Origin of the sequence: Paenibacillus sp. UNC499MF, assembly GCF_900107975.1 — a bacterium.
Classification (GTDB): Bacteria; Bacillota; Bacilli; order Paenibacillales; family NBRC-103111; genus Paenibacillus_F.
Map to the genome: position 1 here is coordinate 289,303 of NZ_FNVF01000002.1, position 16,608 is coordinate 305,910.

At 54.6% G+C, this 16,608-nt stretch carries 16 protein-coding genes; 11 read left to right on the forward strand and 5 right to left on the reverse strand.

Features of this window, described 5'->3' with window-relative positions:
- Positions 1 to 39 precede the first annotated feature (39 nt).
- Complete coding sequence (locus tag C4S74_RS06440; protein WP_103994524.1) at positions 40 to 240, reverse strand: hypothetical protein; 201 nt, start codon at positions 238 to 240, stop codon at positions 40 to 42.
- Between the two features lie 107 nt (positions 241 to 347).
- Positions 348 to 1,181: a transcriptional repressor LexA gene (gene lexA / locus C4S74_RS06445; RefSeq protein ID WP_103994525.1), complete on the reverse strand. Its 834-nt coding sequence runs from the start codon at positions 1,179 to 1,181 to the stop codon at positions 348 to 350.
- Positions 1,182 to 1,557: 376 nt separating this feature from the next.
- Between lexA and C4S74_RS06450 the strand changes: the two genes are divergently transcribed.
- From C4S74_RS06450 to C4S74_RS06495, 9 genes are all read left to right on the forward strand, one after another.
- The gene (locus C4S74_RS06450) at positions 1,558 to 2,205 is read left to right on the forward strand and encodes a helix-turn-helix transcriptional regulator (RefSeq protein WP_258042414.1); all 648 of its coding nucleotides are present in this window, start codon (positions 1,558 to 1,560) and stop codon (positions 2,203 to 2,205) included.
- Positions 2,206 to 2,298: 93 nt separating this feature from the next.
- A complete protein-coding gene (locus C4S74_RS06455; protein WP_103994526.1) occupies positions 2,299 to 3,303 on the forward strand; it encodes a DUF1702 family protein in 1,005 nt (334 codons plus the stop codon).
- Between the two features lie 43 nt (positions 3,304 to 3,346).
- Complete coding sequence (locus tag C4S74_RS06460) at positions 3,347 to 4,243, forward strand: YqaJ viral recombinase family protein (protein WP_103994527.1); 897 nt, start codon at positions 3,347 to 3,349, stop codon at positions 4,241 to 4,243.
- 12 nt (positions 4,244 to 4,255) lie between these two features.
- A complete protein-coding gene (locus C4S74_RS06465; protein ID WP_103994528.1) occupies positions 4,256 to 5,104 on the forward strand; it encodes an RnfABCDGE type electron transport complex subunit D in 849 nt (282 codons plus the stop codon).
- A gap of 633 nt (positions 5,105 to 5,737) precedes the next feature.
- Positions 5,738 to 7,807 (forward strand): bifunctional aldolase/short-chain dehydrogenase, encoded by a 2,070-nt coding sequence (locus C4S74_RS06475; RefSeq protein ID WP_103994530.1) that lies wholly within the window; start codon positions 5,738 to 5,740, stop codon positions 7,805 to 7,807.
- A gap of 142 nt (positions 7,808 to 7,949) precedes the next feature.
- Positions 7,950 to 8,711, forward strand: coding sequence for a DeoR/GlpR family DNA-binding transcription regulator (locus tag C4S74_RS06480; protein WP_103994531.1), 762 nt, complete (start codon positions 7,950 to 7,952; stop codon positions 8,709 to 8,711).
- A 129-nt stretch (positions 8,712 to 8,840) separates the two neighbouring features.
- Positions 8,841 to 9,584, forward strand: a complete 744-nt coding sequence (locus C4S74_RS06485) for a (Fe-S)-binding protein (protein ID WP_103994532.1) — start codon at positions 8,841 to 8,843, stop codon at positions 9,582 to 9,584.
- The gene (locus C4S74_RS06490) at positions 9,571 to 11,094 is read left to right on the forward strand and encodes a LutB/LldF family L-lactate oxidation iron-sulfur protein (protein ID WP_103994533.1); all 1,524 of its coding nucleotides are present in this window, start codon (positions 9,571 to 9,573) and stop codon (positions 11,092 to 11,094) included. The genes C4S74_RS06485 and C4S74_RS06490 overlap by 14 nt, the downstream gene beginning before the upstream one ends.
- Positions 11,087 to 11,839 carry a lactate utilization protein gene (locus C4S74_RS06495; RefSeq protein ID WP_103994534.1) on the forward strand — a complete coding sequence of 251 codons (753 nt, stop codon included), beginning with the start codon at positions 11,087 to 11,089 and terminating at the stop codon, positions 11,837 to 11,839. The genes C4S74_RS06490 and C4S74_RS06495 overlap by 8 nt, the downstream gene beginning before the upstream one ends.
- A gap of 245 nt (positions 11,840 to 12,084) precedes the next feature.
- On the opposite strand, the gene C4S74_RS06500 is transcribed toward C4S74_RS06495, so the two are convergent.
- The gene (locus C4S74_RS06500; RefSeq protein ID WP_103994535.1) at positions 12,085 to 12,933 is read right to left on the reverse strand and encodes a D-alanyl-D-alanine carboxypeptidase family protein; all 849 of its coding nucleotides are present in this window, start codon (positions 12,931 to 12,933) and stop codon (positions 12,085 to 12,087) included.
- Positions 12,934 to 13,748: 815 nt separating this feature from the next.
- On the opposite strand from C4S74_RS06500, the gene C4S74_RS06505 reads away from it, so the two are divergent.
- Complete coding sequence (locus C4S74_RS06505) at positions 13,749 to 14,822, forward strand: hypothetical protein (RefSeq protein WP_103994536.1); 1,074 nt, start codon at positions 13,749 to 13,751, stop codon at positions 14,820 to 14,822.
- A gap of 130 nt (positions 14,823 to 14,952) precedes the next feature.
- Here C4S74_RS06505 and C4S74_RS06510 read toward each other — a convergent pair whose 3' ends face one another.
- Both C4S74_RS06510 and C4S74_RS06515 read right to left on the reverse strand, forming a co-directional pair.
- Positions 14,953 to 15,201: a hypothetical protein gene (locus C4S74_RS06510; protein WP_103994537.1), complete on the reverse strand. Its 249-nt coding sequence runs from the start codon at positions 15,199 to 15,201 to the stop codon at positions 14,953 to 14,955.
- A gap of 9 nt (positions 15,202 to 15,210) precedes the next feature.
- Entirely contained in the window at positions 15,211 to 15,426 is a 216-nt protein-coding gene (locus C4S74_RS06515; protein WP_103994538.1) for a hypothetical protein, read from the reverse strand.
- 297 nt (positions 15,427 to 15,723) lie between these two features.
- Between C4S74_RS06515 and C4S74_RS06525 the strand changes: the two genes are divergently transcribed.
- Positions 15,724 to 16,581 (forward strand): sugar phosphate isomerase/epimerase, encoded by an 858-nt coding sequence (locus C4S74_RS06525; RefSeq protein WP_103994540.1) that lies wholly within the window; start codon positions 15,724 to 15,726, stop codon positions 16,579 to 16,581.
- Positions 16,582 to 16,608 lie beyond the last annotated feature (27 nt).

The window sequence follows — 16,608 nt, forward strand, 5'->3', positions numbered from 1 at the left end:
CCGTTTGGAGCTTCCGTTCCCGGACTTTTTCTTGGGCGGCTATTCGACATAGCGTTTCTCGGCGCCCAAGTGCCTGGCGATGCAGGCTGCGCTGCAGAACCAGTCCCGGTCGAAGTCCCAATTCTTCTCCCCGGCATAAATCGGGTTCCTGCATCTGTCGAATGCGCACTCCGTAACTTGACTCGGTTCCTCTGCCTGACGGTCCGGCAGCCCGACAACAAATCGATCCAGCGACGGCAAGACAAGCCCTCCATTCATCCGTTATGAAACTAGGATACGATGGCGGAGGCCGGCGGGACTCCTCGTTTGTTGCCGGCTGTACGGCGTTTGTTGACTTCCGTACCGGTTTATTCGGCGTCCCGCAGCACGCTTACGACTTTGCCCAATATGCTGACGTTAACCGGATAGAGCGGCTGAAAGCGATCGTTCGCAGGCTGAAGCCTAACCCGGTTGGACTCTTTGAAGAAGGTTTTTACTGTCGCTTCTTCGCCGTCGATCAAAGCGACGATCACTTCTCCGTTGTCCGCCGACGACTGTTGACGGACGAGCACCAGATCGCCGTTCTCGATTCCTTTATTGATCATGCTTTCCCCTTGAATCCGCAGGATGAAATGTTTTCCCTGGCCCACCAGATTTTTGGGGACGCTGAAATACTCTTCGATATTCTCCGCAGCCAGAATGGGACTGCCCGCCGTAACTTTACCGATCAGGGGAAGCCGGACGTAATATTCCGCGGAGAGCGAAGCTTCACGGAGTTCGCCGCCCGGCTGGATGGAAGCGGTCTTCACCTTACCGGACCGGTATAGATCACCCGGCGTCTGAGCCCGGTTCTTGCTTGCAAGATGAGCGGCCATCGTCTGGAGAAGCACCAGGTCTTCCTCCTCAAGCTGTTCGGCGACGTCATACAAGGCATCTATATGGGGATGGCTTTTCACGGAAGGTGGAAAGGGTATGAAGTTCGCAGGAAAATCGGGAATCGTGCCTGTCATCAGCCAGTCAAGGGAAACGTTGAATTGTTTGGAAATGGAGATCAATGCTCTAGCAGTAGGGGTCGATTTTTTTTTGCCATTTTCCCAATCACTGATGTTTCCCGGAGAAACTCCGATCATAGCGGCCATCTTGGCCATGGTCAAGTTGTGCTTTAACCGCAGCTCCTTGATGCGATGATTAATTTCATTCATTCTCAAGCCCCCAATTCGGCATAATCCAGAACAATCAACAAACATATGTTCTAATAGTATATCAAACATTAGTTCTAGAAAATAGCTATTTATTCCTTTCTTACAAATAGTTAAAAAAATACGCATATACGAATTTAACCTTGTTTTCGTACGCATAAGCGTTTATAATTTGTTTTACCAGATTCCACCAATGAATTTGAATATATCTGCCTTTTCTAAGGATGTGAAACTTCATGACAAAAAAAGACGGATAGGTGACAATCCAAGCAGATCATCGACAAATTTTTATTGGTAAAATTTATTTTAGAAAGGTGTAATCAGCCATTTTATAGATTTTATGTCATTTATAAAAAATTCACCGACTATCAAGAGGGGGATGAACGAAGTGGATTTGCTGGTCTTTGTACATAAAGCCGAGAAATGTAAAGATTACCTTGCGGATTTGCTGCTTCTTTCCAAAAAAGTGAAGTTGACCGAGTTTGTCGATTTTAACTCCGCTCTCCAGCTGGTCAAGAAGGCGCGCTATAAACTTATCGTATTTCTTACCTTCGAGCCGGTTTTTCCGAAAGCCTGGAACGTAAACGAGCTGCGAATCAACAGCCCTATGCTCGCATTGGCCGGGGCCGATAAAATCAGCTTGTCTTCCTTAATATCTCTGATTGATATGGTGGCCCAGAATGAAGAAGTTTCCCATGATAACCGGCTTTTCGCGGAATCACTGGCCTACATCGACGAGAACATATGCGAAAACGATCTGAATCTCGAAAAGGTCGCTTCGCAAATCTATGTCAGCCGGTGCCACTATTCCCGGATGTTCCAGAAGTATGTGGGAACGGGCTTCAAAGAATATGTGATGAATAAACGGATCCAGAAGGCGAAGCTATTGCTGCAAAGGGGAGAGCCCGTCACCGATGTTTGTTTCTCGGTAGGCTATAACGATTTGACTCACTTCGGCAGAATTTTCAAGAGAAAGGTGGGGGTGAACCCGTCCGTCTACAGATTGAGCAAAGCCGCTTCACAATAGAAGAAAAGGGAGTGAAATAACGAAAGCAGGCAAGTCGTATTTTAAAAACGCGCCAACCGTTTCAGCCACACGAAAAGCGGAGGAGATGGGTTCATGCAAGTTGTTGCCGTCATATCCGGATTAGGGGCATTTCTAGCGGTTCTTGCTCCGTTCATTTATCTGAAAGCTTTTCACCGCAGCATCCCGAAGATGGTCGCCAAATTTCCGATCACGCACCATGTCCATTACGACCGCAAATTCCCGCAGATTCTAAGGGCGTTCTTGTCTGGCAGCAACTGGGCTTTAAAACCGGTACCGGGAACGTCGGGGCTGCGCTCCAGATTGGAAACAAGTTTTGAGCCGTTCTATAAAGGATTCGCTTACGAAGGGACCGGCATGGGACTTGGCGTAAAATCTTCTTTATTCCCGTCAAGCGGAAAACGTTTCGAAGCCTACATTCACCGGCTGTCGCCGGGATATTTGTACCAATATTACGTGGGGCTCGGATGGTATCTCACGATCCGTCACGGCTTCCGGTACCGGGCATACAAGCGCTGGATGGGGCAGCTCCATCCAAGATACGCGCCCATTGTGTTCGACGGAGTCGGATTTCAAACGGCCTTGTTTCACTACAAGAAAAATAAACAGATTATTCAGAAATTTAACAAGTTTCCGGTTCCTTACCGGCGCGTCTGTTATCAGGGGTTAGGCAGGTGTTTATGGTTTTTGACGGAATTCGATTTACAAAAAACGGCTGCCGAACTGGAAAATTTGCCTGCTGAATTCAGAAACGATGCATATAGTGGAGTAGGGCTGGCTGCCGCCTACAGCTTTTTCGACCAGATTGCGTTCGCCGCCCAAACGGATAAACAGATTCCCGTACAATACCGGCCTGCTTTCCGGCAGGGGCTTGCCTTCGGCTGGGAAGCGCGCCGCCTGCAGGACCCCGTCTACTGGGATGAACAATTGGAGAAATATACCTTCCCCGTCATTCTTACAGTCACCGGATTTGTGGACCGCGTTCACGAGGCCGTGCAGCTGATGGGGCATAACGATACGGAAGCGGATTATTACTTGAGATGGATGGATACCGTACGAAACCTGCTTAAGGAAGAATAGCCCGTAACCGCAGCGTGAGCTGCCGGTGCAAAGGAGAGATGGCATGCGTGCGAAAAAGCTTGTGAATACCCGGGAGCTTTCTTACGGGGAATGGCTGGCCTGGCGGAGACAAGGAATCGGCGGCAGCGATGCGGCAGCCGTGTGCGGAGCGGACAAATGGAAATCCGCTCTGGAAGTTTACCTGGATAAAACCGGAGAACTGCCTCCTGCGGAAGAGAAGGAAGCGATGAGGCTCGGCAGTAAGCTCAAAGATTTTATCGCCCGGGAATTTACGGACCGGACCGGACACAGGGTGATGAGAAGAAACTCGATCTTTCAGCACCCGGAGCACTCTTTTATGCTGGCCGGCCTGGATCGCTGGGTGATTGGCTCTCAAGCGGGTCTGTTATGCAAAACAGCCGGCGAATTCAGCAAAGAAGAATGGGAGGAGGGCCGGGTTCCCGCGAGAATCGATTTTCAGTGCCAGCACTATATGGCCGTTACGGGCGCAGGCCACTGGTGGGTAGCCGTTCTGATCGGCGGCAACAAATTCCGTACGGTGCGTCTGGAGCGCAGCGAGGAAAGGATAGAGGAGCTTATCGAAAGGGAAACCGTATTTTGGAACGGGCATGTCCTGGAAAAAAGACCGCCGGCCTTCGACGGAACGGACGCATCGTCCGATTTGCTGAACCGTCTGTATCCGCCGGTCACGAGCCGGACCTCTTCCGTGCCCCTGACGGAAGAAGCGGAACGCTGGATCGGGCAGTACCGGCAGGGAGCGGAAGAGGAAAGGGCGGCTGCGCTGCGCAAAACGGAGGCGGAAAATAAGCTCAAGGGACTTCTGGGTGAGCATGAGCAGGGCACGGTAGGGAACTACAAAGTGGAATGGAAAAGCATTAACCGGAAATCGGCCCGGTCCGCTTCTTACAGGCGGTTTCAGATTTCAACCATTTCGAAGTAACGGAGGAATTTTATGCGCAACGAATTAAACACGCATCTGCGTTCGGTCGTATCCTGGCGGGATTACCGGATCGATCCGAGATACTTCATTCTGGCGTTTCTGAGCAGCTTTGCGATAGCCGGGCAGGTGTATCTGGGCTTTTTTCAGAAGTGGGATGCGGTTCTTGTGTCCGTTTTTTGTACCATGGGAACGGAAGTGATTTTGAACCGGCTGAGAAATAAAACGTGGATATTTCCGCTTAGCGCCCTGATCACGGGAATCGGCGTCTCTCTGCTGCTCAGCTCTAACCTGCTGTGGCCTTACGCGCTTACGGCCGTCATCGCGATCGCGCTGAAATATGCCATCCGGTTCAAGGGCGGGCATATTTTCAACCCCAACAATGTGGCGATGGTCATCATGCTTTACTCCCTGCCCCAATATGCGGTGAGTACCCCCAAGCAGTGGACGAACGGCATCGGCGTCATGATTGTGATCTTGTCCCTGGGCATCGTGGTGTGCTACATTGCCAACCGGCTCGATGCGGTGCTTGCTTTTCTGGGGAGCTTTACGCTGTTTGCGTTCGTGCGGCATTTCTTCTTCGGAGCGCCTCTGTTTGCGGCCCTGGGGCCTCTTATGGGCGCCTCCCTTCAGCTGTTTGCCTTCTTCATGATCACGGATCCCAAGTCCACGCCTGCGACAAGGAGCGCGCGCATTGCGTTTGCTTTCTTGGTCGCTCTGCTGGATGCCGTTTTCCGCATTAACCGGATTCCGAATCCGCAGTTTTACGCCTTGTTCCTCGTGTGTCTGGTCCTCATCATTCCATATCGGCTGTGGGCTGCCCGCAAAACGGTGCCGGAACCGGGGCTGACGGCAAACTCTTAATTTGACGACAAACTTTTATAGAGAAGAAGGAAGACGGAAAAAGATAACCGGGCGGTTAATTCTACAAAAGAGGTGATCTCCATGTGCCGGAACGGGATATGCGGGAGGGCTTTTGGCGGCGGAGAGGGGACAGGCTGCGGCAGACACTGCGGCAACCTCCAGACGGAAGCCTTTTCTAATGAAGGAGCGGAAGCTGCAAAAGATCAACGGGTAAACGGGACAACTTATCGCGCGCAAGAGCAGCGAAACCGGGTGACGCCAAGCCGTACGGAAGCTCAGCCGAAGAACGGGGAACGGAAGGATGAACCAAACCAGGGAGAACGCGACCGTCTGCCGGCCGATCATTTACCGTCGAGATATTTTCTGCGCACCAAGTATTTTAAGTATTGGGATTTTTGGGACCATTTCCGTTAAAGGGCAGATCAAGCCCGATAGGTAGTCAGACCACTCATAAGAAAAAGACAAGAACAGGACAAGCTCTCCCGTTTTTGTCTTTTTTTACTTATCCAAAGAAAAACAAACATAAAAATAACAATTCAAAAATAAATAAAGGTATGATAACATAAAATAAAAGAAAACAAATAAATACAAAGTAAACCAATACTCGTTCTATTCCTGAGGAGGAGCACAAAAATGACGGCAAATTTATGGGATGCGGAAATCGCGGTAGGCGTTAAGAAAGGCTTGGACGAACTGGTATATCGTTCTAACCTGCTCGGGTTTGACCGTTCGGTCGCCAACTGGGGCGGCGGGAACACTTCGGCCAAGACGACAGTCACGGATTTTCGCGGGCGGGAAATCGAGGTTATGTGGGTAAAAGGCAGCGGTTCGGACCTTGCATCCATGAAAGCGGAAAATTTCACGGGTCTGCGCTTGGACGATATTCGTCCGCTGATGGAGCGGAAAGAAATGAGCGACGAAGAAATGGTCGCCTATCTGGGACATTGCATGGTGGACAGCCGGCACCCGCGGGCTTCGATCGAAACGCTGCTGCATGCGTTTCTTCCTTTTAAACATGTGGATCATACGCATCCCGATGCCATCATCGCCCTCTGCTGCGCGGATAACGGCAAAGAGCTGGCGCGCGAAATTTACGGCGACCGGTTTGTCTGGGTGCCGTATGTGCGTCCGGGCTTCACCTTGTCGAAAATGATCGCCGAAGCCGTACACGGCAACCCGGATGCCGAGCTTGTCCTTATGGAAAAGCACGGCCTGGTCACCTGGGGAGAAACGTCGGCGGCCTGCTACAAGAAGACGATCGAGATTATCTCGGAGGCGGAAAGCTTCATCGAAGCGCGTGCGAACCGCGCTGTGATGTTTGGCGGCGCGAAGTATGAAGCGCTGACGGAAACCGCGCGCCGGGAAGTTCTGGCGCAGGTACTGCCGGTCATCCGCGGAGCTGTCGGCGGAGAAAAGCAGATGCTGCTGACGGCCGATGCCGCAGAAGACGTGCTGGCTTTCGTGAACAGCCGTGACGCGCAGGTGCTCTCCCAGGTAGGAGCGGCCTGTCCGGACCATCTCGTTCATACGAAAATGAAGCCGCTCTATGTGAAGTGGAACCCCGCCGATGGGGATGTTCCGGCCCTTATCGAAGCGCTGAAGACCGGTATCGCCGCTTACAAGGAAGAGTACGGGGCCTACTTCGAACGGAACAAGAACGAGGGGGACGTGATGTTCGAGGCGGCGCCGAGAGTGATTCTGATTCCCGGACTCGGGATGGTGAATACGGGCAAAAGCCGGGCGATGGCCCAGGTCAGCGGAGCCCTTTACCACCGTGCCATCGCTGTGATGAGGGGGGCTACGGCGCTCGGAAATTTCGTTTCGCTGAGTGAGAACGAGTCCTATAACGTGGAGTACTGGCCGCTGGAGCTCTATAAACTGACTCTCGCCCCTGCGGAAGCCGAATTTTCCCGGAAAGTGGCGTTCATCACCGGCGGAGCCGGAGGCATTGGGGGCGCGGCCGCCCGCGAGCTGCTGAAGGGCGGCGCTCACGTCGTGCTGGCCGACCTTAATCTGGAGGGGGCGCAGACGCTGGCGGCGGAGCTTAACGGACAGTACGGGCCGGGACGCGTGGTAGCCGCCGCAATGGACGTTACGCGGGAAGAACAGGTCGCGGAAGCGTACAAGGAGACCATCCTTGCCTTCGGCGGGGTGGATATCATCGTGAACAATGCCGGCCTGGCGACATCCAGTCCTTTTGAAGATACAACCCTTAAAGAATGGAACCTGAACATGAGCGTGCTGGGAACGGGCTATTTTCTCGTGGCGAGGGAAGCGTTCAAGATCATGAAGGCGCAGGCAACCGGCGGCAGCATGGTATTCGTCGGCTCCAAAAATTCCGTATATGCGGGTAAGAACGCATCCGCCTACAGCACGGCCAAAGCCGCCGAAATCCACTTGGCCCGCTGCATTGCCGCCGAAGGAGGCGCCTACGGCATCCGCGTCAATTCGGTGCTGCCGGACGCCGTGCTCCAAGGCTCCGCCATCTGGAATTCCGGTTGGCGCAGCGAACGCGCCGCCGCTTACGGCATCGAGCCGGACCAGCTGGAGGAGTACTACCGGCAGCGGACGACGCTGCTCGTGAACGTTTATCCGCACGATATCGCGGAAGCGATCGCCTACTTCGCTTCGTCGAAATCGGAGAAGACGACCGGCTGCATGCTCACCGTAGACGGCGGCGTTCCGGCTGCGTTCACGCGATAGCCGGAGGGAGGCGCGTCATCGCGCGATATTGTACAATAAAAGAAACAGAGGCGGGACCTGGACCCGGGCTGCTTTATTCCTTACCGCAGCGGAACAGCGGGCCCGCCTCCGCAAGAATGGAACGATGAAATGAGGATGCACGATGCTTGTAGCGGAAAGATGGCAGAAAATTACCGCGCTGGTCAATGAAAGAGGCAGCATACGGGTGACGGAGCTCAGCGAGCTCTGCGGAGTCACCGAGGAGACGATCCGCCGCGATCTCGATAAGCTGGAGAGCGAAGGCCGGCTGATGCGCAGTCACGGCGGAGCGGTCCGCGTGGGAGAATCCCAGTCCGAGATCCCGTTCAAGGAACGGGAAACGGTGCACGCGGACCTCAAGCGGAGCATCGCCAAAGAAGCCGTCCGGCATATCCGGGAGAACGACCGGATTATTCTCGATGCGAGCACGACGGCTTGGTACATGGCGCAAATTTTGCCCGACGAACCGCTGACGGTGCTGACCAACTCTATCCAAGTCGCCTTGGAACTCAGCTCCAAGGAGAAAATTCAGGTCGTTTCCACGGGAGGCCGTCTTCTTCCGCAGTCGCTCTCTTACGCCGGTCCGCTGGCCGAACGCTCCCTGGATACGTACCACGTCGATAAAGCGTTCCTGTCGTGCAAAGGCGTCCACACGGCGCGGGGCATCTCGGAATCGAGCGAGCTTCAGGCGCTGGTCAAAGCCAAGATGATCGCCATCTCCGACGACGTGTTTTTGCTGGCGGACCACAGCAAGTTCGGCCTGCAGGCGTTTGCCCACGTCGCTTCATGGGAGGGGATCGGTCATGTCATTACCGATTCATCGACGGACGCGGAAAGCTTGGAAGCCCTTCAAGAGAAAGGCGTAAAGGTTACCCGGCTGTCCTGAGCTTCCCTGTGAGTCTTTCTGCCCGTTCCTCCTACTTGCCGCGGGACCGGAACGGGCTTTTTTTAAACCGCTGAGACGTGTTTCTACTATTATAAGAGAACGCTTTCATTCGAAAAGAGGCGATTCATCATGAAGGTTTCCTTATTCATCACCTGTCTGAGCGACCTCGTGTATCCGCGGGTCGGGCAGGCGATGGTGCGTCTGCTCGCCAGGCACGGCATAGAGGTTCATTTCCCGGAAGTGCAGACCTGCTGCGGACAGCCGGCTTTTAACAGCGGCTACTGGGACGATGCGCGGAAGTCGGCCCGGACTTTGCTGGAAGCGTTTGACGACAGCGACTTTGTCCTGTCGCCTTCCGGGTCGTGCACGGGGATGGTCCGGCACTATTATCCGAAGCTGTTTCAGGACGATCCGGATCTGCTTGCCAAAGCGGAAGCCCTGGGGGAAAAAACGTACGAGTTTACGCAATTTCTCGTCGGAGTGCTGGGCGTTACCGATCTCGGAGCGGTGTTCCCCCGCAAGGTAACGTATCATCCGTCCTGCCACGGTTCGCGGCTGCTTGGAATCAAAGATGAACCGGCCTCTCTCCTGGAACATGTGCGGGGCCTTGAGCTTATTCCGCTGCCCCATGCGGAGGACTGCTGCGGATTCGGAGGCACGTTTGCCGTCAAAATGAGCGACATATCGGGCGCGATGGTCACGGAGAAATCCGATCATGTCCTGGAAACGGAAGCGGAGGTGCTCGTCGGTCTTGATATGGGCTGCCTCATGAATATATCCGGCAGTCTGCTGCACAGAGGCAAACCGGTTAAGGTCATGCATCTGGCGGAACTTTTGGAGGAGGGAGTGAGACGGGCCGATGAGTATGTTTAACGGTGAAGGCAGTGCGGGAGGCAGTGTGAAAGACCGTGCGAAAATCGCGCTCAACAACGATTTCCTGCGGAAAGCCGTCAAGTTCACGACCGAGCGTCTGAAAACCGGCAAATTGAACGCGGCCGCCGAGCAGGGAAACTGGGAAGAATGGCGGGAACGCGGGCGCCAGATCCGCCTGCATACGATCGCGCATCTCGATTATTACCTCGGCGCTTTTGTGGAAAATGCGAGGGCGCAGGGCGTCCACGTGCATTTTGCGGACACGGCGGAGGAGGCGGTGTCGATTACGATGGAAATCGCCCGGCACAAAAAAGCGAAGAGCGTCGTAAAGTCCAAATCCATGGTATCCGAAGAGATTCACATCAACCGGGCACTTGAAGAGCTCGGCATTGAAGCCGTGGAGACGGACCTCGGCGAGTATATTATCCAGCTTGCCGGGGAAGCGCCGTCTCATATCATTATTCCCGCGATTCACAAAAACCGCTACCAGATCGCGGAACTGCTGTCGGAAGAGGCGGGCGAAACGCTGCCGCCCGATACGGCCGTGCTCGCGGGCTTCGTGCGCCGGAAGCTGCGGGAGAAGTTCCTGGAGGCGGACATCGGCATGACCGGCTGCAATTTCGCCGTCGCCGAGACGGGCTCTATCGTTCTCTTCGAGAACGAAGGCAACGGCCGGATGGTCAGCACCGTCCCCAAGACGCAGATCACCTTCATGGGAATGGAGCGGATCATTCCGACGCTGGACGATCTGGAGGTCATGGCGACGCTGCTGCCGCGCTCGGCCACCGGCCAGAAGCTGACCGTGTACATGTCGGTTATCACGGGGCCGAGAAGAGAGCCGGACGGGGACGGCCCGGAGGAGATGCACGTCATCATCCTGGACAACGGACGCTCGCTTCAGCTCGGAGACCCGGATTTCCAGGAACTGCTGAACTGCATCCGCTGCGGCGCCTGTCTGAATGCCTGCCCGGTCTACCGGCACATCGGCGGGCATGCGTACGGCGGCACTTACAGCGGCCCGATCGGGGCTGTTCTTACCCCGGCGCTTAACCGGAACACGGCCGAGTGGGACGACATTGCCAGCGCATCCACCTTGTGCGGCGCCTGCTATGAGGCTTGCCCGGTCAAAATCCCGCTGCACGACATGCTCGTTTATTTGCGCAGCCGCAAGGTGGAGAAGGGCCATGGGGATGCGGCGGAGAAGGCGGGCATGTCCGCCTTCGGCTATATCATGGCCGATGCCAGGCGCCTGCGGCGGATTGCGGCGCTGGGCAGATTCGGCCAGCGGTTCGTCGCCCGCGGCGGCGTGATCAAAGCGAGAATCGGTCCGCTCAAGGGCTGGACCACGCACCGCTACGCCCCGGCGCTTCCGCCGAAGACATTCCGGGAGGACTGGAAAAGCCTCGCCGAAGAAGCCGCCGGAAGCCTGCCGGAGATGGACCCGGGCGTGAAGAACCGCATGGAGCGGATTTTGGACGCCCGGCGGAAAGGAGGCGGCCGTCATGAGTAAATCGGACGCCGATTTACTGAACAGGCTGGAAGCCGAGTCCAGGCGGAAGCAGGAGGCGTTCTTCGGCGGAATAGCGGCCCGGCTCGGGCGTCCCCGGATAACGGAGCGCCCGGCCAGACCGTTCCAGGGGGCGCCCGACTTCTGGAACGCCGTAGATTGCGACGAAGAGGCGCGCATCCGCCTCTTTATGGACAACTGGCGCAAGGCGGGAGGCCATGCCGAGAAGCTGGCCTCCATGGAGGAGGCGTCCGCTTTCGTGCGGAGGCTGATTCGTGACCTGGAGGCTAGGCGGATCATTCTCCAAGACCAGCCGGAGCTGGACGTGATAGCGGCGGGACTGGAAACCGCGGAGGGGCTGCACCGCGTGACGGTCTGGAACACGGAGCATGCCTCGGACGAGGAGAAGGAGACATGGCTGGCAGACGCGGCCGGGGCCGATATCGGGCTCGTGGCCGCCGACTGCGCCGCGGCTCATACCGGCACGCTCGTGCTCATGTCCTCTCCCCGCAAAGGCAGAAGCGTCAGCCTGCTGCCGGCCGTCCTCGTCGCGGTGGTTCCGGCCAGCCGGATGAAGATGCGCCTCGGCGAGGTGCTTCGTCCGCTTGACGGGCTGGCGGCCGCGGAAAGGCCGGCCGGAATCCACTTCGTGTCGGGTCCGAGCCGCTCCGCGGATATTGAGAACGACCTGACCATCGGTGTGCACGGTCCGGGTATCGTCTATGCGCTTGTGGTGGAAGACTGCTAGTGTCATTCATCCTCCAGGGACGGGACGCGGCCTGCCTGCCGAACCGGCCGGCAATGCCGTGTAAATCAACTGCCGTTGGCTGCGGCAGTGCCTATACCGTATTTTCTTTTGATGCTGTTACGAGCTAAAGACCGGAATCGTTTCAACTTTCCGCAAAAATCCCTGCGTCTTCAGGCTGCAGTGACCGCCTGAGCACAAAAAAAATGCCGCCCCTCAAAAAGGGACGGCTTTTTTCGAATCCGGCGTTATTTCGCTACCGGAACGGCATTCAGATATTCTTCCATCGTCGTGTTCTTCGCCTTGATGTCTTTGGCCATCTGGATGCCTACATAACGCAGGTGCCACGGCTCGTACTGATAGCCGGTGACGGATTCCTTGCCTTTCGGATAGCGGATGATAAACCCGTATTCGTGGGCATGGTCTTCCAGCCACTTGGCTTCCGGCGTTCCGCCGAAACAGTCTTCGGCCGCGCATTTGCCCGTACTGCCCGCAACGTCTATGGCCAGTCCCGTTTCATGCTCGCTGTGACCCGGAACGGCGCTGTATTTCTTGGCCGCGTCCTCGCCGTCCTTTTGTACGTAACGGTTGAACAGGGTTGTCTGCGTGGAGTGGGAACGGTAAGCGGACACGCCGGCCAGCGGCGTTCCGGCTTTCTTGGCCGCGTCGAACATATTCTCCAGCGCGCCGGCCGCTTCTTTGCGCATCATGCGCTTCTCGATTTTTTCGGCGAATACAAAATTCACATCCGGGTATACCAGATCGGAAGGCTTGTATGTGTCCGGAAGCTTGAATTGTTTGTTAACCAGCACGGTCATGCTTTCCGGCTTGGCGGCAACCTGCTCCGCGCCATCCGTTCCTTTGCCCGTTCCGGTTCCTTTGGAGGTGGAAGACGGCGTAGGTGAAGTCGTCGGCTTGCTCGTGCTTCCCGGTGCTGCGGACGGACTTGCGGAAGGCGAAGTTACCGCGGACGTAACCGGAGTCGAAGTGGCGGCCGGGGAAGCCCCGCCCGTTTCCTTGCTGTTTTCGCAGCCTGCGAAAAGTGCGACGGCGGAAGCCAGGATCAGAAGCCGGGTGATTCTTTTTTTCGGGGTCATGGTAGTTCCTCCTTGAATTAAAAAAGGGCGCATCCTTATGCGGGACGGCCCCGGAATACAACACGTTTTATTATACCTTAAGCGGATTGAAAAACCCAACGCGGGCAATTGTGACTAAGCGGTGAAAACACTATCATCTTCTCATTTCATTCGCTACAATGGGGGTAACAAGAAGGGGGGCAGCAGCTATGATGGTCGCATCTCTGATTATCGGCCTGGCTTTGGCGGGCCTGATTTTATGGGCAACGATTTGGATCACCAACAAGGCGTACTCCAGGAAATGGGAAAATCCCGACGAGGATTAAATCCCGGCGTATCCGGAGTTTCCCGCACGGAGCCCGGCTCTGCCGTCCGGAGCAAGGGCTTTTCGTTTCATGCGTTACCCGTAAAAAGAGAGAGAAGGCCAGCAGCAGTTGCCGGGGATAAGCCGCATGTGACGGAGCGGACGCCTTCTTTGCTCTTTCAATCTTTCCGCTTTCCAACCATCGTTTTTACCTCCTCCATAAAGTGTTAGGCTTATATTCGCTCTTTTCGCGCAAAAGGTTTCGTGTACTTAAAGGCTGAATATGTACATCCGACATGAAAACCATTTGACCGGTGTGTTCATCCGGTTCCAGCCTCCGTATAGGCTGCCATTTTCCAATATAAACCGTTTCTGGCGTTTCACATCTCTCCGTTTCGGGTTAACTCCAAATAGGGCAGGATTTCTTCAATTTCCTCCTTTATACAAATATTTGTCTTTGCTTCCTTTGAAAGCTGTATTATAATCGTTCATGTTTGTTATTAACGAGGTGGAGAGAGAGAGGAGAAATCGTGTGAAGAACAAATTTTGGATGTCTGTACTCGTATTGCTTTTGACTTTTACTGTCGTATTGGCGGGGTGTGGCAAGAAAGAATCACCAAAAACGGCTTTGGAGGAATCCTTTACCGCTGCTTCATCCATGAACAGTGCGGATTTCAACATGAATATGTCCTTGAACCTGGATTTCCCGGAATCCGCGCTTAATGCGGATCCGAATCTGGCGATGGGAGCCAATTTCCTGAAAAACCTGGATCTTACGGCTAAAGGGGTTTACCAGGCCGATCCTATGCAGATGGAAATGACGCTGGAGGCTAACCTCAAAGGCGATATGCCGATGAAGATTTCCCTGCCTATGGTTATGACCAAAGACAAGATGTATGTGAAGGTTCCGAACATTCCGATTCTGCCTATTCCGAAAGACGCCGTAGGTAAATATATCGTGATGGATGTCAACGAGCTGAACCAGACGACGGAAGGCAAAGTGAACGTCAATGCCATCGACGTGAAGAAACAGCAGCAGTTCGGCCAAGACGCGATGAAAATCTTTACGACCAACTTTGACGAAAAAACGTATTTTGTCGATGTCGACAAGAAAAACGCGGGACTGCCCGAGAACGTAGACGCGAAGCAGGTCGTGAAATTCCAGATCACCAACGAGAACCTGGAACCTGCCATCAAGACGATTGTCGAGAAGGTAGCTCCGCAGCTTCTGGATCTGGTATCCAGCGACAAGTATAAAGATATGCTTCAAGTCGATCCGGCCGAAATCGAGAAGGCGAAGAAAGAACTTGCCGCCGGTTCGAGCAAGGAAGATACCCAGAAGGCGATCGATGAACTGAAAAAAGTGCTGAAAATCAACGATTTTAACATTTTGACGGCCATCAATAAAGATAAATTCCCGGCTTATCAGGAAATTAACGCGAACCTGGACATCACCGATGAAAAGCAGGGTACGATCAAAGTCGGTACGAAAATCAAAACCGAGTACAGCAACATCAACCAGAAGGCTAACCTGCAGCCTCTTCCTACCGATACATTAACGATCGAACAATTCTCGCGAAAAATGCAAGCTTCCGGCATGCAGTAATCGCACGGCCATGCAAGAAAAATCCCCGGTTTCCTTAGAGGATACCGGGGATTTTTGCGTTCCCGCCGTTCCCGGCTGGGCATGGCAAAAACCGTCTGAACGGGAAAGGGCGCCCGAGTCAGCCGGTTTTTTAACGGGAAGCGGAGCCGTCGTTAAACAGCTTGTACGAATAATCCATAATCAGGACCATGGCGGCCCGCTGCTCGTCCGTTTTGGCCAACAGGCAGTGACGCCTCCAGTCCAGGAAACGGATGGCGGCTTCACGGCTGCCTTCCTGGGCTCTCTGCCAGGTATCTTCGATCTCCTCAATCGACGGAATGACCTGATGCCTCCGGTAAAAGCCGACCGTCCGGGAAATGGAGGACCAGTCAAATATCATAAGGGGGCCTCAAAACGTCTCTTCTTCAGCCTGCCGTTCGAATCCGGACCAGAACTGGAAGGGGACACCGAAGAGCAGCATAAGAGTTCCCCACCAGACAAACGGGTTCCACATTCCCGGTGTTTGGCTGAACAGGCCGTAGAGGCACAAGATTAATCCGTGCAGCAAAAAGATGAATCCGGCCAGGCGGCGCAGGTCGTGTTCTTTTTTCGGTACGTGCTTCATCGTGTCTACCTCCTTCGCCTGGCGGCCCGATTCGTATGGAAAGGCCGGACGACTTTTTTACCGTACCCTGTATTACCTCCGGTCCTTTTAAAGGAAACAGTGAAATCGGTCACAAAGTCCGGGCGGAAGGACGTTTTTGGGAGCAAGAGGGATTATACGGAGCTATTTTTACGAAAAAGGGGGTCTGGGCGGCGTTTATGCTCGTATATGAAGAAGGAGAGAGCTTGCTTCTTGCGGAGCGGTTTTCTATGATACAGGTGTACTTATAACCCTTACAGAGAAACGAGGCGGGCCATTTTGAAAATCGGATTAAGCTCTTACAGTTTGTACCGTGCCATCAAAGCCGGGGAGTTGGACTATGTCAGTGCGTTGGATTGGATCGCGGCTAACGGCGGCGAACATATGGAAGTCGTTCCGCTTGAAATCGATTTTACGAAAGAACCCCAGCTTGTCAAAAGCATCAAGGAAAAAGCGCAATCTTTGGGCATCGAGCTTTCCAATTATGCGATCGGGGCCAACTTCCTGACCGAGAATGACGGCGCTTACGAGGAAGAAATTTCCCGCGTGAAACGGGAAGTGGATGTAGCGGCCGAGCTGGGCGTCAAGCTGATGCGTCACGATGTGGCCCGCCATGAAGACGTTTCCATCCGCACGTTCAACGCCAATCTGGACCGCATGATCGAAGCGTGCCGGACGATCGCGGACTATGCCGCGCAGTACGGGATTACGACCAGTATCGAAAATCACGGCTATCTGGTGCAGGCGAGCGACCGGGTGCTTACCGTCGTCCAAGGCGTGGACCGCCCGAATTTCAAAACGACGCTGGACATCGGCAACTTTATGTGCGCGGATGAAAATCCTGTCGCTTCCGTGCAGAAAAATCTGCCGTTTGCCTCCATTGTACATATCAAAGATTTCTATCTCCGTCCTTCGTACCGGAATCCGGGAGAAGGCTGGTTCAAGACTACGGCAGGCAACTATCTCCGGGGTGCCATCGCCGGACAGGGCGATATCGACATGTGGGAAGTGCTGCGTCTCGTGAAGCGTTCCGGTTTCGACGGCTATCTGTCCATCGAATTCGAAGGCATGGAAGAATGCAAGCAAGGCTCCAAAATCGCCATGGATAACGTGAAACGGATTTGGGCCGAAGTCTAGGCATTGCTTTCCTACAGAGCCTTGCGG

Excerpts from the sequence above, each read along its gene's own strand:
- C4S74_RS06515 (WP_103994538.1), bottom strand. The coding sequence starts at position 15,426 with ATGAAGCACGTACCGAAAAAAGAACACGACCTGCGCCGCCTGGCCGGA.
- C4S74_RS06450 (WP_258042414.1), top strand. The coding sequence starts at position 1,558 with ATGAACGAAGTGGATTTGCTGGTCTTTGTACATAAAGCCGAGAAATGT.
- C4S74_RS06465 (WP_103994528.1), top strand. The coding sequence starts at position 4,256 with ATGCGCAACGAATTAAACACGCATCTGCGTTCGGTCGTATCCTGGCGG.
- C4S74_RS06485 (WP_103994532.1), top strand. The coding sequence starts at position 8,841 with ATGAAGGTTTCCTTATTCATCACCTGTCTGAGCGACCTCGTGTATCCG.
- C4S74_RS06455 (WP_103994526.1), top strand. The coding sequence starts at position 2,299 with ATGCAAGTTGTTGCCGTCATATCCGGATTAGGGGCATTTCTAGCGGTT.
- C4S74_RS06495 (WP_103994534.1), top strand. The coding sequence starts at position 11,087 with ATGAGTAAATCGGACGCCGATTTACTGAACAGGCTGGAAGCCGAGTCC.
- C4S74_RS06500 (WP_103994535.1), bottom strand. The coding sequence starts at position 12,933 with ATGACCCCGAAAAAAAGAATCACCCGGCTTCTGATCCTGGCTTCCGCC.
- C4S74_RS06480 (WP_103994531.1), top strand. The coding sequence starts at position 7,950 with ATGCTTGTAGCGGAAAGATGGCAGAAAATTACCGCGCTGGTCAATGAA.
- lexA (WP_103994525.1), bottom strand. The coding sequence starts at position 1,181 with ATGAATGAAATTAATCATCGCATCAAGGAGCTGCGGTTAAAGCACAAC.
- C4S74_RS06475 (WP_103994530.1), top strand. The coding sequence starts at position 5,738 with ATGACGGCAAATTTATGGGATGCGGAAATCGCGGTAGGCGTTAAGAAA.
- C4S74_RS06460 (WP_103994527.1), top strand. The coding sequence starts at position 3,347 with ATGCGTGCGAAAAAGCTTGTGAATACCCGGGAGCTTTCTTACGGGGAA.
- C4S74_RS06510 (WP_103994537.1), bottom strand. The coding sequence starts at position 15,201 with ATGATATTTGACTGGTCCTCCATTTCCCGGACGGTCGGCTTTTACCGG.
- C4S74_RS06490 (WP_103994533.1), top strand. The coding sequence starts at position 9,571 with ATGAGTATGTTTAACGGTGAAGGCAGTGCGGGAGGCAGTGTGAAAGAC.